The organism is Pseudomonas sp. PGPPP4, assembly GCF_002256045.1.
In the GTDB taxonomy this organism is placed as follows: Bacteria; Pseudomonadota; Gammaproteobacteria; order Pseudomonadales; family Pseudomonadaceae; genus Chryseomonas; species Chryseomonas oryzihabitans.
Map to the genome: position 1 here is coordinate 496,316 of NZ_NKID01000003.1, position 25,070 is coordinate 521,385.

Consider the following 25,070-nt stretch of genomic DNA (forward strand, 5'->3'; position numbering starts at 1 on the left):
ATCAGCAGAGCATAGAGCGATTGAGGGCTCATAGGTACAGGAGGCATTTCTGTTTGCTATCGGCACCTCGTGATTGAGGGCCTTTTGGAGAGAGAAACATTTCGGTCAGAGTTTTCGCTCTTTTGATCAAGGGCTCACCGGATAGAAAAACGTCCCAGAAGTCCTCATGTTTGATTGAGGTCCCATTGGTAGAGAAACGTTTTTGGTCTGCAAAGACTAGCTGAGCCCGGGAGGGCCCAAAAAAATTTATCCCTACCGCAACAAGAACAAGAATCCTTAAAAGGATCAGACAACAGGGCGATGTTGCTACGCACCAATCAGCCCACCTACAGACCATGGCTAGCCAAGGGCCGTGCGTAACCGCTGCACTCCACACCCATCCACACCCGTCCGACGCGAAGCCATCTGGCCTCGTGGACGCTTCCGGCTGCCCGTCACTTGGCGGCGGCCAACCCTAACAGGAGACAGACCATGACCAACCGCGCCAGCCACATTGACGCGAACCACCCCGACCGCTTCACGCCTGCCGACATCAGCAAGCACGCTCACCGCTGCATGTTGGATCGTCTCGCCAAGCACGACCGCGAACTAACGGCGATCCGCAAGCTCTTGCTGGGCGTCATCCAGCAGCAGCCCCTGGCTATCGAGGCTCGCGAACTACGCACCAGCGGTCACACCTTCGGCAGCATCGCTGCACGCACTGGCCTTACCCGGAACGTCGTCGCCGACATCATCGGCCAGGACGGTGACGCATGAGCGCTCATGAAGTCTGCCTAGATACCCAGGAGCAGATCAGTCTGCACAAGGCCGTACGCACAGCCGGGCACGAGCCTACCGACGCCAGCGGCAATGCGAGTCCCGCCTTGGCACAGTTCAGGCAGTCCGCTCTGGAGTACAAGAGCCAGCACGGAAGCTTAGAGGGCTGGACTCCTGGCCCTGCCAAGCCAGCCAGGACTCTTGGGGCCGAGCTTGCTCGCATTGAGCAGGACGCCCGTAGAGCCCGCAGGGAGGCCATCAAGGCCGCTGGAGTACAGACGCGCTACCTAAGCCTTGCCGAGGCCGAGCACGTCATCAGAGGCGCCCTGAATGCCTGCATGGACGACAAGCCTCCCAAGGCCACCGCCTTGCTCAGAGAGGCAGGCGTATCTCCAAAGGATGCCGCCAAGCTAGCCAGCCGTGGCAGCCCACACATCGTCCGAGTATGGAATGAAACCCGGCAACATCCGAACCGAGAGGTAATGCACATGACCAAAGTAATGACGCGCCGCCATGAGCGGAACATCCAGAGCGGTAGCCTCGCCAATGCCGTAGAGGGCATCTACTACAGCGCCGCACATGCCAAGGATCGGCAAAAGCTCGCAGACCACGAGCAGCGGATTAAGGAGATGGAAGCCAGGCTTGCAGCATTGGAAGCTGGCGATAACTGGAAAGCCATTGCAGAGCGTATGCGTGCGGAAGGCGCCAGCCACAATGCCATTGCCCAGGCTATCGGCAAGACCAGAGACGCTGTAGCCGGCTACCTACGTCGGTGTAAGCAGTAGCAGCAGAGATGGGCAGCATGGATCTCATAGGTACTTTAGTACCTTAGAGATTTACCCCGAAAAGGTGTGTCGTTTGACACACCCCTGGCACCGTGCCACTACTCCCGTCAGTACATGCAGCAGGCCGTGCAGGCCCAGCCTGAGCGCAGGAGGTACAGAGTCGCCAGCAGCAGGACATGCCAGGAGGCGCTACAGGGGCACTACAGGGGCGATACCGCGTGCCCTGTGTGAGCACACCCTCGAAGCCCTAGTGCCCCACCAGTGCCCCTGTACGGGGTGTACGGCAGGGCCAGGGCGGTAGCCGATCAGCGAGCCCCAGGGATCAGCAGCCCAGGCGCCGACGGATACCGCTGGAGTTCTTCACGCATCCGGCTCAGTGGCATCCCGCCGTACTCCCGGCTGACAGAGCCATCGCTGTGCCCGGTGATAGCGTCGTGTACGTCCTCGGGAATGCCTACCTGACGGCTCAGCGTCTTGAAGGTGTGTCGAAATCCATGAGAGGGCATGGCCGAGCTTTCCAGCGCCACCACGTCCTGCAGGTAGCTGCGCCAGGTCTTGCCGATGTTCCTGCCGTAGTAACCCTGGCGGTCAGCATGGAGCGACGGGAACAGTTGCCCGCTCGACGGAAGACCCTCGTGGTAATCCATGAAACCCAGGGCCAGCAGGTCAGGATGCAGCGGGACACGTCGGCGAGAACTCTCGGTCTTCACCGTCCGGCCATCGTCATCGTCGTCCGCTAGGCCCAGGATGGACAGGAACGGAATGCCCTCGTCCTGCTGCACGTCACTGGCGCGAAGCTGGCACAACTCCTCTCGCCTTGCGCCGGTGTAGTACATCAGGATCGGCAGCCAGTAGAGCGCCTGGCCGTAGTCCTTCCGTGCTGGGCGCCAGCCTTCCGCCGTGAACAGCGGGCTACGGAAGATCGTGCCCAACTCGTCGGCTGTGTAGTCCTTGCGACGGCGAGCGCCTTTGCTTTTACCGGCAGCAGCGCCAGCAGCCTTGGCTACCCCGGACTCATCAATCGGGTTTTCCTGAATCCAACCCATGCGGACGGCAAAACCCAGGATGGCGCCAACAGTTCGCAGGCGATTGCGGATCGTGGCCGCTGACAGCGTGGGCAGCCCCTCCGCTTGGGCACGGGCTATCAGTTCGTTCGCTGTGAGTTTGGAAGCCCCTGGCATTTGCAGTGGGAAAGCAGTGAGCTTTGCCCGGTACTCCAGCGCCGTGCTCCGCGTTATCGACGTCACGGGCAGATCACCGAACATCTCGACGAAGCGAGCCAGTGTGCCCTTGGCTTCAGCGAGGGAGGTCCGCGTGGCGCGATTATCACCATCGAGCAAGCGCGATTGGCTGTACGCCTCAAACACCTCGGTAACCGTCTTGGTCTTCACCTCATTCCGCCGGTGCTCAAAGCTCAGAGGCTCACGCTCCAGCACGTTAGCCTGCACGATCCAGTTCCCTGAGTCCCGCTGCTTGGCGATGTCGGACAACCGGAACACATGATCGTGGAATGCTTCGGCCAGCTCCGCATAGTCATCAGAGCCTTCGGCTGGCGGAGGAACGTTCACGGACCGCAGAGCCTGCAACAGGTGAGGCCGCATCACTGACAGCCAGTCCGTCTCGTCGCCCTCCGCTAGCGCCTCACGGATCGTCAGGTACTCCCGATGCTCCTCCCAGCCATGCGGCGTCTCGAACGCTGTGCTGTCGCCGGGCAGCATCCAAGCTCGGAAGCTACCGGACTGCTCCATTTCTTCTAGCTCTTGGCGGAACCAACGTGCGGCTAGCTGCTGCATGTCGCGCTTTGTCAGAGCCTGCACGCCAGCGAGCTGGGCACGGGCGAGGGAGAACGCTTCTTCGGAGCGCGTCCACTCAACAGCATGGCGGGCCTTGGCTTCTAGCTGATCACGGGTCTTTAGAGAGCGCTTGTACTCTCGCCCCAGGACAGGGCGAAGCTCATCGGGGACACGGCGCCGAATGTAGTACACGCCGGTGGATGGATGCTTGAAGGGCTGGGCCATGAAAGCACGGAACCGAGGGGAATGCGGTGCAACGATTTTAGGAGTCTGGATCGCCATGTGTACCTGCCGTGTGTACCAGAACGGAAGGGCGTGGCTAGGTCCTGAAACGAAAAACCCCCGATTCCTCGCGGAATCAGGGGCTTAGGTATCATGGTGCCCAGGGACGGAATCGAACCGCCGACACGGGGATTTTCAATCCCCTGCTCTACCAACTGAGCTACCTGGGCAACGGGGCGCATTAAAAGCGTTTCTCGACCTTGTGTCAACAGTGAGCCCAAAAAAATTTAGATTTTTCGGGCGCTTAGGCCTGTTCAACGCCTCGCGAGCTAGCGACAAACAAGGCGAAGATGGCTGAGGAAGCGGAGTTTACAGAGGGTAAATGAGCATTCCGAAGCGATCTTCAACGCCGTTTGGCCGACGCGCAGCAGGCTTTGAATAGGCTCCAAGCCGTCGACTCAGGCGCTGGGGGGCACATAGCCCTCGGCCTGGGCGTAGTCTTCGCCGGACAGGAACTTGTCCATCTCGGCCTGCAGGAACTTGCGATCCTCGGCGTTCATCATGTTCAGCCGACGCTCGTTGATGAGCATGGTCTGGTGCTTCTGCCACTCTTCCCAGGCCTGCTTGGAGACGTGCTGATAGATGTCTTCGCCCTTGGCGCCGGGATAGGGCGGGCGATCGAGGCCAGGCAGCTCCTGCTTGTGCTTGCGGCACATCACGGTGCGGGTCATGCGGGTTCTCCTTTGAGCGCCTGCTCGGCGCGCTTGAGCAGTTTCTGCACCGGGGCGGCAAGGCCCAGGCGCGGCGGGGAGGCGAGGTTATACCAAAGCCAGTCGCCCTCGGCCACGCGGTGCTGGCGGTGGTCCACCTGGACCAGCCAGGGTTCGATGGCCAGCTGGAAGTGACTGAAGGTGTGCACCAGGCCGGGCAGCGCCTGGCGTTCGTCGATGACCAGGCCCTGGCGTTCGGCGAGGGCTTCGAGCTCGGCCACGTCGGCCACCTCGGGCGGGCCCCAGAGACCGCCCCAGAGACCGGTCGAGGGGCGGCGCTGCAGCAGCACGGCATTGGCGTCGTTGACGAACAGCGGCATCAGCGTCTGCCGCTGGGGCAGGGTCTTGCGCGGCTTGGGCGTGGGAAACGCGGTTTCCTGGCCCAGCAGGTGGGCGCGGCAGCCCAGCTTGACCGGACACAGCAGGCAACTGGGCTTGCTGCGGGTGCAGAGGGTGGCGCCCAGGTCCATCATCGCCTGGGTGTAGGGGCCGACCCGCTCGCGGGGCATCAATCGGTCGGCCACCTCCCAGAGGCGGCGGGCCACGGCGGGTTCGCCGGGATAGCCGGCAGTGGCGGTGTAGCGGGCCAGGACGCGCTTGACGTTGCCGTCGAGAATCGGCGCGCGGACGCCCATGCTCAGGCTGGCGATGGCGCCGGCGGTGGAGCGACCGATGCCGGGCAGCTCGGACAGGGCCTCGACGCTGCGCGGGAATTCGCCGCCATGGCGCTCGACCACGGTCTTGGCGGCCTTGTGCAGATTGCGCGCGCGGCTGTAGTAGCCAAGACCGGTCCAGAGGTGCAGGACCTCGTCTTCCGGGGCGGCGGCCAGTGCCTCGACGGTGGGTAGTGCCTGCATGAAGCGATCGAAATAGCCCAGCACGGTGGCGACCTGGGTCTGCTGGAGCATGATCTCCGAGACCCAGACCCGATAGGGCGTCACGGCTTGTTGCCAGGGCAGATCCTTGCGACCGTGCAGGTCGTACCAGGCCAGCACGGCGGTACCAAAGTCGTCATCAGTCATCGACGTTGCAACAGCCCTCGGATGGCGTTCTGGATGTCGGGGCTGATCTTATCACCGAGCTTCTCTTCGATTTTTTCGTTCAGACGATTGCCGGCGGCGCGAGCGACGATCTGGCCCATGGCCTCGCGATCCAGGCGACAGGCCTTGGCGCCCAGCTCCAGGGGACCGCGACACTGCAGGGGCCACTCGATGTCGGCATAGCGCTCGCCCACCTGGCAACCGGGATCGGCGGCGGCATTGGTATCGCCCTGCACGGTGATGCCCAGGCGGTAGTCGAGACCAAGGGTGCGCAGGTCGATGTCGCCCGCGCCCTTTACCGCAAGGCCGGGCACGCTGACGCTGAGGTCCTGGTTGCGGGCCACGCCATTGACGATGCTGAGGCTGCCGCTCAGCTGGCGGAAGGGGGTGTTCTGGCCGCCATGGGGCAGCTCCAGCGGCTTGCGATTGAGCAGGGCGATGCCCTGGCAGAGCTGGCTTTCGACGTTCGCGTCGATCAGTTGGCCGTTGCGCAGGGCGAAGCGCGCGGTACCGCCCAGGTTATCGATCAGGCTGCGCTGGCTGGCGCCCGAACTGCGCAGATCGGCGTCCAGGTCGAGCAGGCCTTCCACCGGCGGCTTCTGGCCCTGGGCCTGGAGGATGCGCTCCACCGGTACGCCCTTGATGCGTTCACGAGCGGTCAGTTGTGGCTGGACGCCCCGCACGTCGAGGGCGCCCTCGGCGGCGAAGCGCCCGCCGAACAACTCGCCTTCCAGGGCGCTGAGCTGCAGCTGCCCATCGGCGGCCCTGGCCTTGAGGCTGGCGCCTTCGAAAGGCAGGCGATTGAGGGTCAGGTGCTGCAGGCCGAGCTCGACCTCGGCGTCCAGGCTGCGCAGGCGCTCCACCGGCAGCAGGGTTTCCTGGCTCCAGGCGTGCTGGGTCGGGGCCTCCGGCAGCGGCGAGTTGCCCTGGGTGGCGATGGCATCGACCTGGGCGACCTCTTCCTGGCGTGCGCCATTGGCCTGACGGGCCGCGGCGGCCTTGGCCGGCAGATAGCGGTCCAGGTCCAGGCGGTCGCCGCTGACCTGGACGCGCAGGGCACGGCGGGCGATATCGGCCACGGCGACGCGGCCCTTGAGGGTGCTGTCGTCGAGCTGGAAATTGAAGTCGTCCAGCGCCAGGGCGTTGCGGCTGGCTTGCACCTGGGCATTCATCTCGAAGCGCTGCAGGGTCTTGGCATCGGCCATGGCCGGCAATTCGACGCCGATACTGTCGAGGAAGGCGCGCAGGTCGAGGCGGGCGATGGAGACGCGCCCGGCCAGCTGCGGATCGCTTTCCAGGCCGGTGAGCTTGAGATCGCCCAGGGCCTTGAGGTCGTTGGCGGTGAGCTTGAGGCTGGTCCACTCGGCGGTCTGGGCGCGGCGATCGACGGCCAGCTGGCCGCTGGCGGAATAGTTGACCAGCTTACCGTTGAAGGGCTCGCCGCTGGCGTCGCCGGTCAGCTGGAGGTCGTCCAGGGCGTACTGCTGGCTGGCGGGATCGAAGCGGAATTTGCCGTTGAGCAGCACGGTGGCGTTGACCGGCGGCTGGGTGGTGCTGGCGGTGCCGGCCAGCTTGATGGGAATGGCGGTGCCGGCATAGATGGCGCCGGTCTCCAGGTCGATGCCGTCGAAGGCATAGCGCGCGCCACTGCGGGCGTCGCTGTATTCGACCCGGGAATTACGCACGGTCAGGCTCTCGACGTTGAGCTTAGGCGGCTGGCGACCCGCGCTCGGCTCGCTTGGCGCGGAGGCGCCGCCGGAGGTATCGGTCGGCGTGGCGCCCGTGTCCGCCTTGGGTGCCGGTCGGCCGATCTCGGCCCAGTTGGTGCGGCCCTGCTCATCGCGACTGGCGGTGAGGTCCAGGCCGTCGATCTTGATGTCGCTCATCTCCAGGTCACGGCGCAGCAGCAGCGGCAGCAGGCGGACCGAGAGGATCAGCCGCTGCACCTGGGCCAACTGGCGATCGGGGGTGGCGGCGCTGGCCAGGGTGGCGTCGTGCAATTCGACGCCCAGCCAGGGAAACAGACTCCAGCCGATGTCGCCCTTGAGCTGCAGGTCGACGTTGGCCTTGTCGCGCGCCAGCTGGCGGATCTCGTCCTTGTAGTCGTTGGGATCGACCAGGTGGGTGAGGGCGAAGCCTACGGCGACCAGCAGGAGCAGCAGGCCGACGAGAACGATACCCAGCACTTTGGCGAAAGCTTTCATGACGAGGAAATTCCTGTTCCGGCGGGCGATGGCGCGACTGGCCAGTATAGGGGGTCGGCCGGCCCCGATGACATCGAGGTGTCGGCCCTGTGACAGCGGTGGTACTCGCCCGTTTCGTCGGAGGTCTTGCACCGCCCGTACCCTGGTAAATCAGCAGGGGTGGCAGTTAGCCAGGGTGCGCTTTAATGTCGCGCACCTCTGGTCGGTTGACGCCGTTTCTTTGACTCGTTTACGGGGAAGCGTGCAGGGAATGTCCACCGGCCTGGACGCTATACACTAGAAAAGGGCTGAACCCATGAGCACTACTCTCACTGCTGGCGGTGTCGCTTCGGCACGTCCGGCTTTCCTTTCCAAGGAGCGCATCGTCGCCCGGCCCGGTTTCAACCGCTGGCTGGTCCCGCCGGCCGCCCTGGCCATCCACCTGTGCATCGGCATGGCCTACGGCTTCTCGGTCTTCTGGCTGCCACTGTCCAAGGCGATCGGCATCACCGCTGCCGTGGCCTGCCCGGTGGAAATGAGCTTCTTCGAGCAGATTTTCAGTGCCACCTGTGACTGGAAGATTTCCCAGCTCGGCTGGATCTACACCCTGTTCTTCATCTTCCTCGGCTGCTCCGCGGCCCTGTTCGGGGGCTGGCTGGAACACGCCGGTCCGCGCAAGGCCGGGGTCGTCTCGGCCCTGTGCTGGTGCGGTGGTCTGCTGATTTCCGCCCTGGGCATCTATACCCACCAGATCTGGATGCTGTGGCTGGGTTCGGGCGTGATCGGCGGTATCGGTCTGGGCCTGGGCTACATCTCGCCGGTGTCGACCCTGATCAAGTGGTTCCCGGATAAGCGCGGCATGGCCACCGGCATGGCCATCATGGGCTTCGGTGGCGGCGCCATGGTGGGTGCCCCCCTGGCCGATGCCCTGATGCGTCACTTCGCTTCGGCCACCGAAATCGGTGTCTGGCAGACCTTCCTGGTCATGGCGGTGATCTACTTCGTGTTCATGATGAGCGGCGCCCTGGGCTACCGCGTACCACCGACCGGCTGGAAGCCCGCCGGCTGGACGCCGTCCCCCAAGAAGGCCGGCAGCAACATGATCACCAATCGCCACGTCCACGTGAGCAAGATCTGGGGCATCCCGCAATTCTGGCTGGTCTGGGCCGTACTCTGCCTGAACGTGACCGCCGGTATCGGCATCATCGGCATGGCCTCGCCGCTGCTGCAGGAAGTCTTTGGTGGTCGTCTGCTGGGCAACGGCCTGGCCTACGGTGAACTCAGCGCCGATCAGCTCAAGCAGATCGCCGCCATCGCCGCCGGCTTCACCGGTCTGCTGAGCCTGTTCAACATCGGCGGTCGCTTCTTCTGGGCATCCTTCTCCGATTACATCGGCCGCAAGATGACCTACTTCGTCTTCTTCACCCTGGGCTTCGTGCTCTATGCCATCGTGCCCTGGACCGGTCACCTGGGCAGCGTGGCGCTGTTCGTCTTCGCCTTCTGCCTGATCCTGTCCATGTACGGCGGTGGTTTCGCCACCGTGCCGGCCTACCTCGCCGACCTGTTCGGTACCCAGATGGTCGGCGCCATCCACGGTCGCCTGCTCACCGCCTGGGCCGCTGCCGGCGTCTTCGGTCCGGTGCTGGTCAACTACCTGCGCGAGTACCAGCTGAGCATGGGCATCCCCCGCGCCCAGGTGTACGACATCACCCTGTACATCCTGGCCGGTCTGCTGGTGCTGGGCTTCATCTGCAACCTGCTGGTGCGTCCGGTGGCCGACAAGCACTTCATGACCGAGGCCGAACTCGCCGTCGAGCGCGCCAGTGGCCACGACAGCAACGCCGGCAGCGCCCAGGTGCTGGAGTGGAGCGCCGATCCCAAGACCAAGCCGCTGGCCATCGCCGCCTGGCTGGCCGTGGGCATCCCACTGGCCTGGGGCATCTGGATCACTCTGCAAAAGACCGCCGCCCTGTTCAGCTGAGTCTCAGCCGAACCGGACGGTAACGGGGCGTCCCCACGCGGGCGCCCCTCGCGGCGGGACGCCTCGTCCCGCCGCGCTTTCGATCCAGCCCCCGCGCCCCTATAATATCGGCCCTTTCGCCCACCGATTTTCGCGGAGCAGGCTATGGCCGAACGCAAGGCAACCGTCGAGCGCAACACCCTGGAAACCCAGGTCAAGGTATCCCTGGATCTGGACGGCACGGGCGCAGCGCGCTTCGACACCGGGGTCCCCTTCCTCGAGCACATGCTCGACCAGATCGCCCGCCACGGGCTGATCGACCTCGATATCCACTGCCGCGGCGACCTGCACATCGACGACCACCACACGGTGGAAGACATCGGCATCACCCTCGGCCAGGCCTTTGCCAAGGCGGTCGGCGACAAGAAGGGCATCCAGCGCTATGGCCATGCCTATGTGCCCCTGGACGAAGCCCTGTCGCGAGTGGTCATCGACTTTTCCGGCCGGCCCGGGCTGCACTGGAACGTGCCCTTCACCCGCGCCACCGTGGGCCGCATGGACGTCGACCTGTTCCTCGAATTCTTCCAAGGCTTCACCAATCACGCCCAGGTGACCCTGCACGTCGACAACCTGCGCGGCGTCAACAGCCACCACCAGATCGAGACCGTGTTCAAGGCCTTTGGCCGCGCCCTGCGCATGGCCCTTGCCGAAGATCCGCGCATGGCCGGCGTCATGCCCTCCACCAAGGGGTGCCTGTGATGCAGACGGTAGCCGTCATCGACTATGGCATGGGCAACCTGCACTCCGTGGCCAAGGCCTTGGAGCACGCCGGTAGCCACCAGGTCCTGGTGACCGGCGATCCCGCGGTGATCCGCGAGGCGGACCGCATCGTCCTGCCCGGCGTCGGCGCCATCCGCGACTGCATGGCCGAGATCCGCCGCCAGGGCATCGATGAGCTGGTCCGCGAAGTCAGCCAGGACCGCCCCTTCCTCGGCGTCTGCGTCGGCATGCAGGCGCTGATGCAGCGCAGCGAAGAGAACGGCGGGGTGGACTGCATCGGCCTGTTCCCCGGCGCCGTGCGGCGTTTCCCGGGCGGCATGCAGGAAGAGGGCGAGACCCTCAAGGTGCCGCACATGGGCTGGAACGAGGTCAGCCATGTGCTCGACCATCCGCTCTGGCACGGCATCCCCGATCGCGCCCGCTTCTATTTCGTGCACAGCTTCTATGTCGAGGCCGGCAATCCGCGCCAGGTGGTCGGGCGCGGCCACTATGGCCTGGACTTCGCCGCGGCGCTGGCCGACGGCTCGCGCTTCGCCACCCAGTTCCACCCCGAGAAGAGCGCCGACTGCGGCCTGCAGCTCTATGCCAACTTCCTCGCCTGGGACGGCCGCTGGTAATGGCGCGCAAGCCGCCCGCGCCGCTGGTGACGCTCGAACCCGAGCAGAGCCAGCGGCTGGTCACGGCCTTGCAGACCCTGCTGGACGACCGCTTCGAGGTCCGCCTGGGGCGGTTCGAAGTCGAGGAACTGCTGGATTTCTTCGCCCGCGAGTGCGGGCCGCTGTACTACAACAAGGCGGTTGCCGACGTGCAGACCCTGCTCAGGGAGCGTGTCGACAGCCTGGAAAGCGACATCTGGGCGCTGGAAAAGCCCTAGATCGCCCTCACCCCCGAGCCAAGGTATTGCCATGCTGATCATCCCCGCCATCGACCTCAAGGACGGTGCCTGCGTCCGCCTGCGCCAGGGGCGCATGGAAGAGTCCACCGTGTTCTCCGACGATCCCGTGGCCATGGCCGCCCAGTGGGTCGACGGCGGCTGCCGCCGGCTGCACCTGGTGGACCTCAACGGCGCCTTCGAGGGCCAGCCGGTCAATGGCGAGGTGGTGACCGCCATCGCCAGGCGCTACCCCGGCCTGCCGATCCAGATCGGCGGCGGCATCCGCTCGCTGGAGACCATCGAGCACTATGTCCGCGCCGGCGTCAGCTACGTGATCATCGGCACCAAGGCGGTCAAGCAGCCGGAATTCGTCGCTGAAGCCTGCCGCGCCTTCCCTGGCAAGGTCATCGTCGGCCTGGACGCCAAGGACGGCTTCGTCGCCACCGACGGCTGGGCCGAGGTCAGCGAATTGCAGGTCACCGACCTGGCCCGCCGCTTCGAAGCCGACGGCGTCAGCGCCATCGTCTACACCGACATCGCCCGCGACGGCATGATGCAGGGCTGCAACGTGCCGGCCACCCGCGCCCTGGCCGAAGCCACCAGCATCCCGGTGATCGCCTCTGGCGGCATCCACAACCTGGGGGACATCCAGAATCTGCTCGACGCCCGCAGCCCGGGCATCATCGGCGCCATCACCGGCCGGGCGATCTACGAGGGCACCCTCGACGTCGCCGAGGCCCAGGCGCTGTGCGACAACTTCAAGGTCTGAGGACTTAAGTCATGGCGCTGGCGAAACGCATCATCCCCTGCCTGGACGTGGACAATGGCCGCGTGGTCAAGGGCGTCAAGTTCGAGAACATCCGCGATGCCGGTGATCCGGTGGAGATCGCCCGCCGCTACAACGAGCAGGGCGCCGACGAGATCACCTTTCTCGACATCACCGCCAGCCACCAGGGCCGCGACACCACCCTGCACACCGTGGAGCGCATGGCCAGCCAGGTGTTCATCCCGCTGACCGTGGGCGGTGGCGTGCGCACCGTGCAGGACATCCGCAACCTGCTCAACGCCGGCGCCGACAAGGTATCGATCAACACCGCGGCGGTCTTCACCCCGGAATTCGTCGGCGAAGCTGCGGCGCGCTTCGGTTCCCAGTGCATCGTGGTGGCCATCGACGCCAAGCGCGTCAGCGGCCCCGGTGAAACCCCGCGCTGGGAGATCTTCACCCATGGTGGACGCAAGCCCACCGGCCTCGACGCCGTGGCCTGGGCGCAGAAGATGCAAGGCCTGGGCGCCGGCGAGATCCTGCTCACCAGCATGGACCAGGACGGCATGAAGAACGGCTTCGACCTGGGCGTGACGCGCGCCGTCAGCGAGGCGGTGGGCATCCCGTTGATCGCCTCCGGCGGCGTCGGCAATCTGCAGCACCTGGCCGACGGCATCCTCGAAGGCAAGGCCTCTGCGGTGCTGGCGGCGAGCATCTTCCATTTCGGCGAATGCACCATTCCCGAGGCTAAACGGTACCTGGCCGAAAAAGGGATTGTGATACGCTCCACAAAATCTTAAGCACCGGCGGTGCCGGCAGGGAGAGGGGCGTGCGCAAGGGAATCTGGGCCTGCTTGGCCGGTTTGCTGCTGGTATCAACGACCGCGGTCAGGGCGGAGCTACCGGCGGGTTATCAGCTGACGCTGCTGACGGAAAACTTCCCGCCCTACAACTTCTCCGTGGATGGCAAGAACTTCGCCCGCGAGGGCGAGCTCAAGGGCATCGCCGTCGACATGGTCCGCGAGATGTGCCAGCGCGCCGGCATCTCCTACAACCTCACCCTGAGATTTCCCTGGGAGCGGATCTACGGCATGGCCCTGGATCAGCCCGACCACGGGGTCTTCGTCACCGCCCGGCTGCCCGAGCGCGAGGGGCTGTTCAAGTGGGTCGGCCCCATCGGCCCGGACGACTGGGTGCTGCTCGGGCGCGCCGACAGCCACCTGCAGCTGCGCAGCCTGGACGACGTCCGCAAGCAGCAGCTCAAGATCGGCGCCTACAAGGGTGACGCCATCGCCGAGAGTCTCGCCCAGCAGGGCTTCCAGCCGGATCTCGCGCTGCGCGATCAGGAAAACGTACAGCGCCTGGTCAAGGGACAGATCGATGTCTGGGCCACCGGTGACCCCGCCGGCCGCTACCTGGCCCGCCAGGAAGACGTGACCGGACTCAAGATGCTGCTGCGCTTCAACAGCGGCGAGCTGTTCCTGGCGCTGAACAAGCAGACCCCCGACGAGGTGGTACAGAAGCTGCAAAAGGCCCTCGACGAGATGCGCCAGAGCGGCGCGGTTCAGACCATTTTCAATCGTTATCTGTGATCCCGGCGGGCCGAGCGATCGGCGCGGACGGTCGCCTGAGGAGAGAGCTATGCGCAAGTCCTGGTTGGCCATCGCCGCCGTACTGTTGAGTTGCACCCTGGGCCTGGGGACGGCCCGGGCGGAATTGCCAGCGGGCTATCGCGTGGTGCTGCTGACCGAGAACTTCCCGCCCTTCAACATGGCGGTGGACGACAAGAATTTCGCGCGTGACGATGCCATCGACGGCATCAGCGCCGATCTGGTGCGCGAAATGTTCAAGCGCGCCGGGATCGACTACAACCTCTCGCTGCGCTTTCCCTGGGATCGCATCTACAACCTGACCCTGGAGAGCCCCAACTACGCGCTGTTCTCCGTGTCGCGCACCGAATCGAGGCTGCCGCTGTTCAAGTGGGTCGGGCCGCTGGGCAAGACCCGCAAGGTGTTCATGGCGCTGTCCGGCAGCACCCTCAAGGTGCCGGACCTGGCCACGGCGGCCCGGCTGCGCGTCGGTGCCTACAAGAATTCCGCGGTGAGCCTGATGATCCAGGAGAAGGGCATCGTTCCCATCGATGCCCTGCGTGATCAGGAGAACATCGCCAAGTTGCAGAAGGGCGAGATCGACGTCTGGGCCACCACCGACGTGGTCGCCCGCTACCTGGCCAAGCAGCAGGGCGTCAGCAATCTGCAGACCCTGCTCAGCTTCCAGGAATCCGACCTCTACCTGGCCTTGAACAAGGACACCCCCGACGAGGTGGTGACCCGCCTGCAGCAGGCCCTGGATGCCATGCGCCAGGAAGGTCTGGTCGACAGCATCACCAACAACTATCTCTAGCGCGCGCCATCGCCTAGCGGTGGGCGTGCACGCGAGGGGCCAAGGATTCCGGATCGGCCAGGCGGCCAGATCGGGATCGACGCAGGGCTGACGACCGCGGCGCAGCCAGCGGCAGTGAGCGCTCAACGTTGTAAAGGAAATTCAACGAAACCTCGGAAATGCGGCCGTGCGTCGCCAGGGAGTTGCAATGCAAAAGCCGTGGTTGCGTCTTGCAGGTGTAGTCTTGGGGTGCACCCTGGGTCTGAGCCAGGCCCGGGCCGAGTTGCCGGATTACTACCAGGTCGTGCTCCTGACCGAGAATTATCCTCCCTTCAACATGTCGGTCGATGACAAGAACTTCGCCCGCGATGACGCCATCGATGGTATCGCCACCGATATCGTCCGCGAGATGTTCAAGCGGGCCGGCATCAAGTACAGCCTCTCGCTGCGCTTCCCCTGGGACCGCATCTATCGGCTGACCCAGGAAACGCCCAACTACGGCCTCTTCTCCGTGGCCTACACCGAGGCACGCAAGGATCAGTTCAAGTGGGTGGGCCCCTTCGGCCGCTCGAGCTGGACCCTGCAGGCGCTGCCTGGCAGCAAGCTGGACGTCAAGACGCTCAAGGACGCCGCCCGCTATCGTATCGGCACCTATCGCAACGATGTGATCAGCAAGACGCTGACCGCCCAGGGCATTCCGGTCATCGACGCCCTGCGCGATCAGGAAAACGTCGACAAGCTGGTGAAAGGCCAGATCGATATCTGGGCTACCGCCGATCCGGTCGGTCGCTATCTCGCCAAGCAGCAGGGGGTGACCGGCTTGCAGACGCTGCTGCGCTTCAACGAGGTGGATCAGTATCTGGCGCTGAACAAGGACACGCCTGACGAGGTGGTGATACGCCTCAGGGCGGCGCTGGAGCAGATGCGCAAGGAAGGGGCGATCGACAGCATCACCAACAACTACCTCTGACGCCTGGAGGCCGGTCGCTAGCGATAGCGACCGGCGCGGCCGTGCCCGGGCATGGCCTGATTGGCCCGCAGGGCGATCATCTGCGGCAGGTCGATGACCTCCACGCCCTGGGCCTTGAGCAGCGGCAACTGCTGGGCCAGCACCGCCAGGGTCGCCGGATGCGGATGGCCGATCAGCACGGCGCTGCCCTGACGTTGGGCCAGGCGCACGCCTTCGGCCAGCTGGGCCGCCACCGCCGCCGGGGTGGCGTCGTTGTCGAGAAAGACATCGCGCGAGACGCTGGCCAGGCCGATCTTCTGGGCTTCCGCCGCGGCCACGGTGGCCGCGCTGGTGCGGCTGTCGAGAAACAGCAGGTGACGCTCCTGCAGGACCTGCATCAACTCGGCCATGGCGGGGCGGTCCGCGGTCATGCGACTACCTTCATGATTGTTCACCCCATCCGCCTCGGGTACCCGTTCCAGCGCCCGGTCCAGGCGTTGCAGGCGCTCGGCCGAGGACATCTCCGGATGCCAGGCATAGGGACCGCCGGCCGGGTCCATGGGCAGGTGCAGCAGCACGGTGCGTCCGGCGCGGTGGGCCACGGTGGCCAGTTCGGCGGCGTAGCGGGTCTCGGGGATGATCGCCAGGACCACCGGCGCGGGCAGGGCCAGGACCTGCCGATCCCGCGCCGGATTCTGCCCGAGGTCGTCGATGACGATAGTCAGCTGCGCGGTGGCGGCCTGGGCGAGGGTGCCGACCAGGGCGAGCGCCCCGGCCAGTAGCCAGCGTCCCGCCCTCACGGAGTATGGGTGACGTTGAGTCCCTTGAGCAGCGACAGCGCCTGGGAAAGCTGGAAGTCGTCATCCTGCGGCCGCGGACTCTGGTTGGGCGCCTTGCTGCCGGTGGGCCGATCGGCGCCGCCATTGCCATTGCCCAGGTGACCGGCCAGGTCCGCTTCGCGGAAGTATTCGTCGCCACCGCTCTGCGGGGTGACCTTGGCCGGCGCCACGGCGATGTCCGGGGTGATGCCCTGGGCCTGGATGGAGCGTCCGCTCGGCGTGTAGTAGAGCGCCGTGGTGAGCTTGAGCGCGCGGTCGTTATTGAGCGGCAGCACCGTCTGCACGGAACCCTTGCCGAAGCTGTCGGTGCCCATGAGGATGCCGCGCTTGGAATCCTGCAGGGCGCCGGCGACGATCTCCGCGGCCGAGGCGCTGCCACCGTTGATCAGCACTACCAGAGGCACCTTCTCGCTGGGATCGGCGGCGTCGGCCGAGAAGCGCAGCTCGGAGTTGGGCAGGCGGCCCTTGGTGTAAACGATTAGGCCGTGGGTCATGAAGGCATCGGCCACCTCGACCGCCGACTGCAGGACGCCGCCCGGGTTGTTTCTCAGGTCGAGGATCAGGCCCTTGAGCTTGCCCTTGTTCTCCTGACGCAGCTTGGCAAGGGCCTTGACCGTCTCTTCGCCAGTGTTCACCTGGAACTGCGAGATGCGCAGCAGGCCGTAGCCGGACTCGAGCAGCTGGCTCTTGACGCTGTTGACCTTGATCACCGCCCGCGCCAGCTTGACGTCGAACGGCTGGCCACCACCGCGGACGATGGTCAGCACGATGGGGCTGCCCGGCTTGCCGCGCATCTTGTCGACGGCTTCGTTGATAGCCTGGCCCTTGGTCGGCTGGCCGTCGATCTTGACGATCAGGTCGCCCGGTTGCAGGCGCGCCTTGGCCGCCGGGGTGTCGTCGATGGGCGAGACCACCTTGATGAAGCCGTTCTCCTGGCCGACTTCCAGGCCCAGGCCGCCGAATTCACCGCTGGTGGTTTCCTGCAGTTCGGCGAAGTCCTTGGGTTCCAGATAGGCGGAATGCGGATCCAGGTTGCTGAGCATGCCCTTGATGGCGTTTTCCAGCAGGACCTTATCCGACACCGGCTCCACATAGGCGGCCTTGATGCGGTCGAACACCTCGGCGAAGGTGCGCAGCTCGTCCAGCGGCAGCGGAGCACTGGCCGGGGCCGCGGGCGCGGCGCCCGGTGCGACCGGCGTCACCGCAGCCGGCGTGCTCTGCGACGATTGCGCCTGGACGACGCCGACGCCGCTGAACAGCAGGGCGAGGACCAGGACGGTGGGACGAAAGCGATGCGGCATGTGCAGCTCCTAAACCGAGGTGTGTCGCACTATCCCTGAGCACGGCACCAGATGACCGGGTCCGTCGGGCGGCCCTGTTGGCGGATGGCGAAGTACAAGGCGGAGGCTTCCTGACCGCCGCTGGCGCCGACGGTCGCGATGGCATCCCCGGCCTTGACCACGTCACCCGCAGACTTGAGCAGGCTCTGATTGTGTCCGTACAGGCTGAGATAGCCATTCCCATGATCGATGATAACCAGTTGGCCGGCGCCTCTCAGCCAGTCGGCGAAGACCACCCGGCCGTCGTGTACCGCCTTGACCCGGGTACCGGCCCCGGCCGCGATCAGGACACCGTCCCATTTCGCGCGGGGGTCGTCGCCGCGAGCACTGCCGAAACGCGCCACCAGACGGCCATCGACCGGCCAGGGCAGCTTGCCGCGGGCATTGGCGAAGGCGCCGCCATAGGCAGGTGCTGCACTAGACACCGCCAGTTCCGGGGCGTTCGAGGGACGCGGGGCTTTCGGCTCGCTTTGCGCCTGGCGCCGCGCCGCTTCCCGTGCCTCGGCGGCGCGGGCTTCGGCCAGTTGCCGCTGGCGGGCTTCCTCGGCTTCGCGGGCCTGGCGCGCGAGGGTTTCCTCGATGGTCTTGAGCACCTTGTTCAGCGCGGCCTGATCCTGCTCGCGGTTCTCGATCTCGCGACTCTTGTCGCGGTAGTCCGCGTTGATCTTGGCCAGCGCCGCCTGGCGCTCCTTGCGCACCTCGGCCAGCTCCGCCTGACGCTTCTCCAGGTCTTCGCGACGGGCGACCAAGTCGTTCTGCTCCTGCTGGATACCCTGTTCCACCTCGCGGATCTCGCGCAGGGTGTCGTTGAAGGTGGCGAGCTGATCCAGCCGGGTGCGATTCAGGTAGTTGTAGTAGGTGAGGGTGCGGCTGACCTTTTCCGGATGCTCCTGGTTGAGCAGCAGCTTGAGGTATTCCTGGCGTCCGCTCTGGTAGGCGGCGCGCACCTGCACGGCGATCAGCTGTTGTTGCTCAGCGCGAGACTGGTCGAGCTTCTTCTTGCGCCCGTCCAGCTCTTGCAGCTTTTTTTCGCCGTTCTCCAGCTGCTTCTGCAGCGAGTCCACCTGCTTTTCCAGCTCGCCCATCTGGGTCTCGGTGCCCTGCAACTGCTTCTGCACGCCGGACTTCTCGGCCTGCACCTGCTTGAGGACCTTCTGCATCTCCTGGATTTCCCGGCGGGTCTGCTCGATCTGCCGCTGGGTATCGGCGCGATCGTCGGCCAGGGCGGGAGCGAGAACGCTGGCAAGCAGGAGAAGGGCGAGAACACGGCGCATGCGAGGTCGTACGTTTCAAGGGCGAAGCGCCTAGTATGCCCGTCACATCCGGCAAAAAAAACGGCAAGGCACGCCGTTCAGCGTTCACGGCCCGACCAGGCGGCCAGGCTGCGAACGAGGGGGCATTTCTATTTCAATACCCGACGGTGAAGCGGCTGCGGTGATGGACGGGGCGTTCGACCTCGTCCAGCAGGGCCACGGCGAAGTCTTCGTAGGAGATGTGGCTGTCCCCGGCCGCATCGAACAGCAGGGCATCCTCGCCCAGGCGGAAATGGCCGGTGCGCGAGCCGGGCGCGAAGACCATCTGCGGACTGACAAAGACCCAGTCGAGGTCGCTGACCCCGCGTAGGGCGTCCAGGGTAGCGATCCCGGCCCCGGCTTCGCTGCGGTATTCCGCGGGAAAGGCCGGCGCATCGAACAGGCGCGAGCCGTCCGGCAGGCTCAGGCTGGCGGCGCCGCCAACGATCAGCAGGCGGGGGATGCCGGTGGCGCGGGCGAAGTCGATCAGCGCGTCTGGTGCGATGTCGGCGAATCTCAGGCTGCTGATCAGCACGTCATGGCCGGACAGCGCCTTGGCGGCCTGCGGATCCTTGACGTCGCCGGCAACCACGGTCAGGTCGGCACGGGACGCCAGGCGCGCGGGTTCCCGCACCAGGGCAGTGACCTGATGGCCACGGGAGAGGGCTTCATCGAGCAGGCGACTGCCGACGTTACCGGTGGCGCCGAGCATGGCGATGGAGGTCATGGCTGGATTCCTTGGAAATGAAGGGAAGCCAAGCCTAGGCAGAGCGACGGAAGCCGCCAAGGAGGCAGTTCGGGATGAGCTGGTTACCTGCGGATAACCCGGGGGCGCCGAGGGTATGGCGCCATCGGGGGGCTGTGTATACTGGCCAGCATTTTTAGCCCTCCTTGGATAGCTCTTTCATTATGGAATTTCTCGGTCGGGTGGTCGAATTCGCCACCCATCATCCGCTGCTCGTCGCCGCCTTCCTCGCCATCGTCGCCCTGATGCTGTTCAACGAGACCCGTCGGGGCGGGCGTAGCCTGTCCACCGGCGAACTCACCAACCTGGTCAATCGCGAAGAGGGTGTGGTGCTCGACATCCGCCCGAGCAAGGACTTCGCCGCCGGGCATATCGTCGGCGCGCTGAACATCGCTCAGGAGAAAGTCGCCAGCAGCCTGTCTCTACTGGAGAAGCACAAGGCCAAGACCCTGATCGTGGTGGACAGCGCCGGCCAGCAAGCCGGCGCCGTATGCGGCGATCTGCAGAAGGCCGGCTTCACCGCCGCCCGGCTGAACGGCGGCATCGCTACCTGGCGTGCAGAAAATCTGCCCCTGGTGAAGTGAACCCCTAGCGTGGCCGCCTCATCGGCCACTGGAGACCGCGCATGTCTGACGTCGTCATCTATACCAGTGCCTGGTGTCCCTATTGCCATCGTGCCAAGCACCTGCTCGATCGCAAGAACGTGGCCTACCGGGAAGTCTCCGTCGACGGCCAGCCGGCGCTACGCAGCGAGATGGCCCGCAAGGCCGGTCGCACCAGCGTGCCGCAGATCTGGGTCGGCAGCACCCACGTCGGCGGTTGCGACGATCTCTATGCCCTAGACCGAAGCGGACGTCTCGATCCGCTGCTGTCCGCCTGACCAACACTCATCACTCAAGGCCCTACCATGACCGACCAAGCCAATGGCGCCCAGGAAGACGGCGCTCAGTTCTCCCTGCAGCGCATCTACATCCGCGACCTGTCCTTCGAGGCGCCCAAGAGCCCCGAGATCTTCCGTCAGGACTGGCAGCCCAACGTCAACCTGGACCTGGCTACCCGCCAGAAGACCCTGGGCGACGACTTCCACGAAGTGGTGCTGACCCTGACCGTGACCGTCAAGAACAACGAAGAGACCGCCTTCATCGCCGAAGTGCAGCAGGGTGGCATCTTCCTGATCAAGGGCCTGGACGCCGCCTCCATGGCCCATGCCCTGGGCGCCTTCTGCCCCAACATCCTGTTCCCCTACGCCCGTGAGGCGCTGGACAACATGGTGGTGCGTGGCTCCTTCCCCGCGCTGATGCTGCAGCCGGTGAATTTCGACGCCCTCTACGCCCAGGAACTGGCGCGCATGCAGACCGCCGGCGAAGCCTGATCGGCGCCGCTGCGGTGACGAACGCCCCTTGCCAGGGGCGTTCTGCTATCTGGCCTTCAGCTTGCGACTGGCGCGCCAGAGATCGAAGCTGAACACGGCAAGGCCCGTCCAGATGCAGATGAAGGCGAACAGCCGCTCGCGGGGGAAGGGTTCGTCGTAGAGCCAGACCGCCTGGATCAGCACCAGGGTCGGCGCCAGGTACTGCAGGAAGCCCAGGGTCGAATAGGGCAGCTTGCGCGCCGCGGCGTTGAAGCACAGCAACGGGATCAGGGTGACCGGCCCGGCCAGCACGATCAGCAGGCCCAGCGAGGATTGCCAGGTCTCCGCCTGCAGACTCACCCCCGGGGTCAGCAGCGGCAGCGCGACCAGGGCGATCGGCACCAGCATCCAGCTCTCCACCACCATGCCCGGCAGCGCGGCTACCGGCGTCTGCCGCCGCACCAGGCCATAGAAGGCGAAAGTCAGCGCCAGCGCTAGGGAGACCCAGGGCAGTTGCCCCAGGGTCCACAGTTGCTGGGCGACGCCCAGCACCGCCAGGCCCACGGCGATCCACTGCAGCGGCCGCAGGCGTTCACCGAGGATCACCAGGGCGAGCAGGATGTTGACCAGCGGATTGATGTAGTAGCCCAGGCTGGCCTCGACCACATGGGCGTTGTTGACCGCCCAGATGTAGACCAGCCAGTTGCAGGCCACCAGGGCGCCGGACAGCGCCAGCCAGAGCAGCCGTCGCGGGTGGGCGCGCAACTCCGCCCACCAGCCGCGATGGCGCCAGACCAGCAGCAGCAAGGCGCTGAACAGGGCGGACCAGAGGATGCGCTGGAACAGGATTTCGGTCGCCGGCAGGGCCGCCAGCAGCTTGAAGAACAGCGGAAACAAGCCCCACAGCCCATAGGCGGTGAGGCCCAGGGCATAACCCTGGCGCAAGGCAGACATGAGAGATCCTTAGGCAGGCAACGTTCTTGTCCGGGCAGGATAGCCTAAGGGGCGGTGGGATGTGGGCTGAGAAGGTGCGCTTGCGATTTGCGCGTCACCACGTTAATCGCGGCCATGGGCCGCTCCTACAAAAGCATCACCCTCTGTAGGAGCGGCCCATGGCCGCGATCAGTGCTGTAGCGTGGAAAACGACACGGTCTTTTCCCGTGAAGAGTTCATCGCGGGTCCTACCCTCACCCCGGCCCTCTCCCAGAGGGAGAGGGGGTATCCGAGCCTGGGAGGGAGCCTTGTAGGGTGGAAAACCGCAAGGCGTTTTCCACGCGTCGCAGCAGGGCTAGAACAGCCGCAACGGCGCCTCGTCTAGGGCAGCGCGCTGTTCGCGCAGGGTGAGGATCTGGTCGCCCCAGTAGCGTTCGCTGCCGAACCAGGGAAAGCTCTTGGGAAAGGCCGGGTCGTCCCAGCGGCGCGCCAGCCAGGCGCTGTAGTGCATCAGCCGCAGGGTGCGCAGCCCCTCGATCAGCGCCAGCTCGCGCGGCTGGAAGTCGTGGAATTCCTCGTAGCCGTCCATCAGCTCGGACAGCTGCGTCAGCCGCTCCTGGCGATCGCCGGCCAGCAGCATCCAGAGATCCTGCATGGCCGGACCGTGGCGGCAGTCGTCGAGGTCGACGATATGGTAGGCGTCATCGCGGCAGAGCAGGTTGCCCGGATGGCAGTCGCCGTGTAGGCGGATGACATCGTAGCTGACGCTTTCGAAGAGTTCGTCGAGGCGCTGCAGCAGGTCACGCGCCACCGATTCATAAGCCGGCAGCAGACTCTGGGGAATGAAGTTGCCGGTCAGCAGCGTATCCAGCGAGGCATGGCCATAGCCTTGGACGTCCAGCGTCTCGCGGTGCTGGAAGGGGCGGCTGGCGCCCACCGCGTGCAGGCGACCCAGCAGCTGGCCGAGGCGATGCAGCTGATTGAGATCGCCCGGCTCCGGCGCCCGGCCGCCGCGGCGGGGAAAGAGCGCGAAGCGAAAGCCGGCATGATTGAACAGCGTCTGGCCGTCGCGCTGCAAGGGCGCGACCACCGGCACCTCGCGCTCTTCCAGTTCGGCGGAAAAGGCGTGCTCTTCCAGAATGGCCGCATCGGTCCAGCGATCCGGGCGATAGAACTTGGCGATCAGCGGGGTCTCGCCTTCGATGCCGATCTGATAGACGCGGTTCTCGTAGCTGTTGAGGGCCAGCACCCGGGCATCGCTGAGATAGCCCAGGCTTTCGATGGCGTCGATGACGAGGTCGGGACTCAGATTTTCGAACGGATGAGACATGGCGCGCTCCTCGGTCACGGGGGACGATGGCGATTGCCACCCTGCATCCGGGAGATGCTAGCGCATGCCCGAGCCCCATGGCGAAGGCTCGAGCGCTATCCGCTCGCCGGTCAGGCGCCGATCACACCGCCATCTTCGCGGCTGATGACCATCACCGAAGAGCGCGGCTGGCCGTTCGGCTGGGCCTCGGGAAAGCTCGAACCGCCTTCCTCGCCCGGGTGCTGGATGCCGACGAACATCGTCTTGTAGTCCGGCGCAAAGGCCAGGCCGGTGACCTCGCAGCCGACCGGACCGACCAGGAAGCGGCGCATCTCGCCGCTGCGCGGATCGGCGCAGAGCATCTGGTTGTTGCCCATGCCCTCGTAGTCGCCCTTGTTGCTGTACTTGCCGTCGGTGAGCACCCACAGCCGGCCGGCGGCGTCGAAGCCCAGGCCATCGGGGCTGTTGAACATGTTCTCGGCGTTGATCTGCTGGGAGCCCGCTTCCGGCTTGCCCGGGTGCACCTTGGGATTGCCGGCGATGACGAAGAGGTCCCAGTCGAAGCTCAGGGCCGCGGCATCGTCACCGCTCTCGCGCCAGCGCACGATCTGGCCGTAGAGGTTGTTGGCGCGGGGATTGGGACCGCCCACCGGCATGCCGTCCTCGCCGCGCTTGGTGTTGTTGGTCAGGGTGCAATAGACCTGGCCGTCCTTGGGGCTGACGGCGATCCACTCGGGTCTGTCCATGCGCGTGGCGCCGACCTGGGTGCCGGCCTGGCGCGCGTGGATGAGCACCTCGGCCTGGCTGGCGAAGCCATTGGCGGCGGTCAGGCCGTTCTCGCCATGCTCCAGCGGCAGCCACTGGCCGCGGCCCTTGGGGCGGTTCGGGTCACGATCGCCCTCGTCGAAGCGGGCGACATAGAGGGTGCCGTGGTCGAGCAGGTCGCGATTGGCCTTGGGATCTTCCTGTAGGCGATCGCGGCTGACGAACTTGTAGATGAATTCGCCGCGCTCGTCGTCGCCCATGTAGACCACCACGCGGCCATCGCGGGTGCGGGCGAGGGCGGCGTTCTCGTGCTTGAAGCGCCCCAGGGCGGTGCGCTTGACCGGTTTGGCCTGAGGATCGAAGGGATCGATCTCGGTGATCCAGCCGTGGCGATTGAGTTCGTTGGGATTCTGCGCCAGATCGAAGCGGTCGTCGTGCAGGTGCCAGTCGTTCTCCACGCTGGCGTGCTTGACGCTGTAGCGCTTCTGGGCGGCGTCGAACTTCAGGTTGGCATCGCGACTGCCGAAGACGTCGGTGAAGTTCTCTTCGCAGGTCAGGTAGGTGTGCCAGGGGGTGGCGCCGCTGGAGCAATTCTGAAAGGTGCCCAGCACCTCGCGTCCGGCCGGGTCGGCGGCGGTCTTGAGCAGGTCATGGCCGGCGGCCGGACCGCTGACGGCGATGGGTGTGTTGCCATGCACGCGGCGGTTGTAGGGCGAGCCCTGGACGAAATGCCACTGGCCGTCCACGCGCTTGACCTCGATCACCGAGACGCCCTCGGCGGCCTGGGCCTTGCGGGTGTCTTCCAGGGACTTGGGCGGCGTGCCGTGGCCGAGCAGATAGCGGTAGTTGGTGTATTCGTTGTTGATCGCCATCAGCGCCCGATCCGGATCGTCCGGGAAGGGGTAGAAGGCCATGCCGTCGTTGTTGTCGCCGAATTGCACGGCCTGGTCGGCGGCGCTCGGGCTGCCATCGGGACGGAAGGCCGGACCGTCGGCGTGCAGCGGCTGGCCCCAACTGATGAGCACGCTGGCGCGATAGCCGGGCGGTACCACCAGGGTGTCGGCGGTGGAGGCGGGGATGTTGGCGAAGCCGATCAGCGGATTGCCCGAGGCTTCGCCGACGGCGTCGGCCAGGGCGCCGGCACCGATGAAGCGCCGGCGGCTCAGTTGGACGAGGCGTTCGAGATCGGTCTGGTCGTTGTGCATGCTGATGGCTCCCTCACGGTGTGCAGGCGAGGCTA

The 25,070-nt window shown here is 65.5% G+C and carries 25 protein-coding genes and 1 tRNA gene; 14 read left to right on the top strand and 12 right to left on the bottom strand.

Annotated elements, in window-relative coordinates; translation table 11 throughout:
• Positions 1-471: 471 nt before the first annotated feature.
• Both CFE50_RS08035 and CFE50_RS08040 read left to right on the top strand, forming a co-directional pair.
• Positions 472-756, top strand: coding sequence for a hypothetical protein (locus tag CFE50_RS08035; protein WP_093255000.1), 285 nt, complete (start codon positions 472-474; stop codon positions 754-756).
• Complete coding sequence (locus CFE50_RS08040; protein WP_093254998.1) at positions 753-1,541, top strand: hypothetical protein; 789 nt, start codon at positions 753-755, stop codon at positions 1,539-1,541. The genes CFE50_RS08035 and CFE50_RS08040 overlap by 4 nt, the downstream gene beginning before the upstream one ends.
• Before the next feature lie 305 nt (positions 1,542-1,846).
• On the opposite strand, the gene CFE50_RS08045 is transcribed toward CFE50_RS08040, so the two are convergent.
• The 5 genes from CFE50_RS08045 to CFE50_RS08065 all read right to left on the bottom strand — a co-directional run bounded on the left by CFE50_RS08045 (position 1,847) and on the right by CFE50_RS08065 (position 7,570).
• Positions 1,847-3,616: a site-specific integrase gene (locus CFE50_RS08045; protein WP_093254995.1), complete on the bottom strand. Its 1,770-nt coding sequence runs from the start codon at positions 3,614-3,616 to the stop codon at positions 1,847-1,849.
• 94 nt (positions 3,617-3,710) lie between these two features.
• Positions 3,711-3,786: transfer RNA gene (locus CFE50_RS08050), tRNA-Phe, on the bottom strand.
• 228 nt (positions 3,787-4,014) lie between these two features.
• Complete coding sequence (locus CFE50_RS08055) at positions 4,015-4,287, bottom strand: oxidative damage protection protein (RefSeq protein ID WP_058768518.1); 273 nt, start codon at positions 4,285-4,287, stop codon at positions 4,015-4,017.
• On the bottom strand, positions 4,284-5,348 hold the full coding sequence (gene mutY / locus CFE50_RS08060; protein WP_286732553.1) for an A/G-specific adenine glycosylase: 1,065 nt from the start codon (positions 5,346-5,348) through the stop codon (positions 4,284-4,286). Before mutY ends, CFE50_RS08055 begins: the two co-directional genes overlap by 4 nt.
• Positions 5,345-7,570, bottom strand: coding sequence for an AsmA family protein (locus tag CFE50_RS08065; RefSeq protein ID WP_286732555.1), 2,226 nt, complete (start codon positions 7,568-7,570; stop codon positions 5,345-5,347). The genes mutY and CFE50_RS08065 overlap by 4 nt, the downstream gene beginning before the upstream one ends.
• A 295-nt stretch (positions 7,571-7,865) precedes the next feature.
• On the opposite strand from CFE50_RS08065, the gene CFE50_RS08070 reads away from it, so the two are divergent.
• The 9 genes from CFE50_RS08070 (at position 7,866) to CFE50_RS08110 (ending at position 15,277) form a co-directional block, all read left to right on the top strand.
• On the top strand, positions 7,866-9,530 hold the full coding sequence (locus CFE50_RS08070; protein ID WP_286732557.1) for an OFA family MFS transporter: 1,665 nt from the start codon (positions 7,866-7,868) through the stop codon (positions 9,528-9,530).
• A gap of 144 nt (positions 9,531-9,674) precedes the next feature.
• Entirely contained in the window at positions 9,675-10,268 is a 594-nt protein-coding gene (hisB, locus tag CFE50_RS08075; RefSeq protein WP_007159790.1) for an imidazoleglycerol-phosphate dehydratase HisB, read from the top strand.
• Complete coding sequence (gene hisH / locus CFE50_RS08080; RefSeq protein WP_007159789.1) at positions 10,268-10,906, top strand: imidazole glycerol phosphate synthase subunit HisH; 639 nt, start codon at positions 10,268-10,270, stop codon at positions 10,904-10,906. Before hisB ends, hisH begins: the two co-directional genes overlap by 1 nt.
• A complete protein-coding gene (locus CFE50_RS08085) occupies positions 10,906-11,163 on the top strand; it encodes a DUF2164 domain-containing protein (RefSeq protein ID WP_007159788.1) in 258 nt (85 codons plus the stop codon). The genes hisH and CFE50_RS08085 overlap by 1 nt, the downstream gene beginning before the upstream one ends.
• 31 nt (positions 11,164-11,194) lie before the next feature.
• Positions 11,195-11,932 (top strand): 1-(5-phosphoribosyl)-5-[(5-phosphoribosylamino)methylideneamino]imidazole-4-carboxamide isomerase, encoded by a 738-nt coding sequence (hisA, locus tag CFE50_RS08090; RefSeq protein ID WP_183632601.1) that lies wholly within the window; start codon positions 11,195-11,197, stop codon positions 11,930-11,932.
• Positions 11,933-11,943: 11 nt separating this feature from the next.
• Positions 11,944-12,726: an imidazole glycerol phosphate synthase subunit HisF gene (hisF, locus tag CFE50_RS08095; RefSeq protein ID WP_286732560.1), complete on the top strand. Its 783-nt coding sequence runs from the start codon at positions 11,944-11,946 to the stop codon at positions 12,724-12,726.
• A 29-nt stretch (positions 12,727-12,755) separates the two neighbouring features.
• Positions 12,756-13,517 (top strand): substrate-binding periplasmic protein, encoded by a 762-nt coding sequence (locus tag CFE50_RS08100; protein ID WP_027600694.1) that lies wholly within the window; start codon positions 12,756-12,758, stop codon positions 13,515-13,517.
• 49 nt (positions 13,518-13,566) lie between these two features.
• On the top strand, positions 13,567-14,328 hold the full coding sequence (locus tag CFE50_RS08105; RefSeq protein ID WP_027597483.1) for a substrate-binding periplasmic protein: 762 nt from the start codon (positions 13,567-13,569) through the stop codon (positions 14,326-14,328).
• 187 nt (positions 14,329-14,515) lie between these two features.
• Positions 14,516-15,277 carry a substrate-binding periplasmic protein gene (locus CFE50_RS08110; protein WP_241807758.1) on the top strand — a complete coding sequence of 254 codons (762 nt, stop codon included), beginning with the start codon at positions 14,516-14,518 and terminating at the stop codon, positions 15,275-15,277.
• 17 nt (positions 15,278-15,294) lie between these two features.
• On the opposite strand, the gene CFE50_RS08115 is transcribed toward CFE50_RS08110, so the two are convergent.
• From CFE50_RS08115 to CFE50_RS08130, 4 genes are all read right to left on the bottom strand, one after another.
• Complete coding sequence (locus CFE50_RS08115) at positions 15,295-16,056, bottom strand: divergent polysaccharide deacetylase family protein (RefSeq protein ID WP_027597485.1); 762 nt, start codon at positions 16,054-16,056, stop codon at positions 15,295-15,297.
• Positions 16,053-17,396: a S41 family peptidase gene (locus tag CFE50_RS08120; RefSeq protein WP_241807760.1), complete on the bottom strand. Its 1,344-nt coding sequence runs from the start codon at positions 17,394-17,396 to the stop codon at positions 16,053-16,055. The genes CFE50_RS08115 and CFE50_RS08120 overlap by 4 nt, the downstream gene beginning before the upstream one ends.
• 29 nt (positions 17,397-17,425) lie before the next feature.
• Positions 17,426-18,709: a murein hydrolase activator EnvC family protein gene (locus tag CFE50_RS08125; RefSeq protein ID WP_241807761.1), complete on the bottom strand. Its 1,284-nt coding sequence runs from the start codon at positions 18,707-18,709 to the stop codon at positions 17,426-17,428.
• 133 nt (positions 18,710-18,842) lie between these two features.
• Entirely contained in the window at positions 18,843-19,454 is a 612-nt protein-coding gene (locus CFE50_RS08130; RefSeq protein ID WP_241807762.1) for an NAD(P)-dependent oxidoreductase, read from the bottom strand.
• A 182-nt stretch (positions 19,455-19,636) separates the two neighbouring features.
• On the opposite strand from CFE50_RS08130, the gene CFE50_RS08135 reads away from it, so the two are divergent.
• Genes CFE50_RS08135 through secB form a run of 3 tightly spaced genes read left to right on the top strand, consistent with a single transcriptional unit; the run spans position 19,637 to position 20,844 of the window.
• On the top strand, positions 19,637-20,056 hold the full coding sequence (locus tag CFE50_RS08135) for a rhodanese-like domain-containing protein (RefSeq protein ID WP_007159777.1): 420 nt from the start codon (positions 19,637-19,639) through the stop codon (positions 20,054-20,056).
• A 41-nt stretch (positions 20,057-20,097) separates the two neighbouring features.
• Positions 20,098-20,352, top strand: coding sequence for a glutaredoxin 3 (grxC, locus tag CFE50_RS08140; protein ID WP_007159776.1), 255 nt, complete (start codon positions 20,098-20,100; stop codon positions 20,350-20,352).
• A 27-nt stretch (positions 20,353-20,379) separates the two neighbouring features.
• A complete protein-coding gene (secB, locus tag CFE50_RS08145; RefSeq protein ID WP_007159775.1) occupies positions 20,380-20,844 on the top strand; it encodes a protein-export chaperone SecB in 465 nt (154 codons plus the stop codon).
• Positions 20,845-20,889: 45 nt separating this feature from the next.
• Here secB and rarD read toward each other — a convergent pair whose 3' ends face one another.
• From rarD to CFE50_RS08160, 3 genes are all read right to left on the bottom strand, one after another.
• Positions 20,890-21,777 (bottom strand): EamA family transporter RarD, encoded by an 888-nt coding sequence (gene rarD / locus CFE50_RS08150; protein ID WP_027600698.1) that lies wholly within the window; start codon positions 21,775-21,777, stop codon positions 20,890-20,892.
• Positions 21,778-22,111: 334 nt separating this feature from the next.
• Positions 22,112-23,086, bottom strand: a complete 975-nt coding sequence (locus tag CFE50_RS08155) for a serine/threonine protein kinase (RefSeq protein ID WP_007159773.1) — start codon at positions 23,084-23,086, stop codon at positions 22,112-22,114.
• Positions 23,087-23,196: 110 nt separating this feature from the next.
• Positions 23,197-25,035, bottom strand: a complete 1,839-nt coding sequence (locus tag CFE50_RS08160) for a PhoX family protein (protein ID WP_286732570.1) — start codon at positions 25,033-25,035, stop codon at positions 23,197-23,199.
• Positions 25,036-25,070: the final 35 nt, after the last annotated feature.

Bases quoted from the DNA above. Each gene is read 5' to 3' on its own strand.
- CFE50_RS08155 (WP_007159773.1), bottom strand. From the start codon at position 23,086: ATGTCTCATCCGTTCGAAAATCTGAGTCCCGACCTCGTCATCGACGCC.
- CFE50_RS08065 (WP_286732555.1), bottom strand. From the start codon at position 7,570: ATGAAAGCTTTCGCCAAAGTGCTGGGTATCGTTCTCGTCGGCCTGCTG.
- hisA (WP_183632601.1), top strand. From the start codon at position 11,195: ATGCTGATCATCCCCGCCATCGACCTCAAGGACGGTGCCTGCGTCCGC.
- CFE50_RS08120 (WP_241807760.1), bottom strand. From the start codon at position 17,396: ATGCCGCATCGCTTTCGTCCCACCGTCCTGGTCCTCGCCCTGCTGTTC.
- CFE50_RS08055 (WP_058768518.1), bottom strand. From the start codon at position 4,287: ATGACCCGCACCGTGATGTGCCGCAAGCACAAGCAGGAGCTGCCTGGC.
- CFE50_RS08160 (WP_286732570.1), bottom strand. From the start codon at position 25,035: ATGCACAACGACCAGACCGATCTCGAACGCCTCGTCCAACTGAGCCGC.
- CFE50_RS08125 (WP_241807761.1), bottom strand. From the start codon at position 18,709: ATGCGCCGTGTTCTCGCCCTTCTCCTGCTTGCCAGCGTTCTCGCTCCC.
- hisH (WP_007159789.1), top strand. From the start codon at position 10,268: ATGCAGACGGTAGCCGTCATCGACTATGGCATGGGCAACCTGCACTCC.
- rarD (WP_027600698.1), bottom strand. From the start codon at position 21,777: ATGTCTGCCTTGCGCCAGGGTTATGCCCTGGGCCTCACCGCCTATGGG.
- CFE50_RS08045 (WP_093254995.1), bottom strand. From the start codon at position 3,616: ATGGCGATCCAGACTCCTAAAATCGTTGCACCGCATTCCCCTCGGTTC.
- mutY (WP_286732553.1), bottom strand. From the start codon at position 5,348: ATGACTGATGACGACTTTGGTACCGCCGTGCTGGCCTGGTACGACCTG.
- CFE50_RS08070 (WP_286732557.1), top strand. From the start codon at position 7,866: ATGAGCACTACTCTCACTGCTGGCGGTGTCGCTTCGGCACGTCCGGCT.
- CFE50_RS08130 (WP_241807762.1), bottom strand. From the start codon at position 19,454: ATGACCTCCATCGCCATGCTCGGCGCCACCGGTAACGTCGGCAGTCGC.
- hisF (WP_286732560.1), top strand. From the start codon at position 11,944: ATGGCGCTGGCGAAACGCATCATCCCCTGCCTGGACGTGGACAATGGC.
- secB (WP_007159775.1), top strand. From the start codon at position 20,380: ATGACCGACCAAGCCAATGGCGCCCAGGAAGACGGCGCTCAGTTCTCC.
- CFE50_RS08040 (WP_093254998.1), top strand. From the start codon at position 753: ATGAGCGCTCATGAAGTCTGCCTAGATACCCAGGAGCAGATCAGTCTG.
- CFE50_RS08105 (WP_027597483.1), top strand. From the start codon at position 13,567: ATGCGCAAGTCCTGGTTGGCCATCGCCGCCGTACTGTTGAGTTGCACC.
- CFE50_RS08110 (WP_241807758.1), top strand. From the start codon at position 14,516: ATGCAAAAGCCGTGGTTGCGTCTTGCAGGTGTAGTCTTGGGGTGCACC.
- CFE50_RS08035 (WP_093255000.1), top strand. From the start codon at position 472: ATGACCAACCGCGCCAGCCACATTGACGCGAACCACCCCGACCGCTTC.
- CFE50_RS08135 (WP_007159777.1), top strand. From the start codon at position 19,637: ATGGAATTTCTCGGTCGGGTGGTCGAATTCGCCACCCATCATCCGCTG.
- grxC (WP_007159776.1), top strand. From the start codon at position 20,098: ATGTCTGACGTCGTCATCTATACCAGTGCCTGGTGTCCCTATTGCCAT.
- CFE50_RS08085 (WP_007159788.1), top strand. From the start codon at position 10,906: ATGGCGCGCAAGCCGCCCGCGCCGCTGGTGACGCTCGAACCCGAGCAG.
- hisB (WP_007159790.1), top strand. From the start codon at position 9,675: ATGGCCGAACGCAAGGCAACCGTCGAGCGCAACACCCTGGAAACCCAG.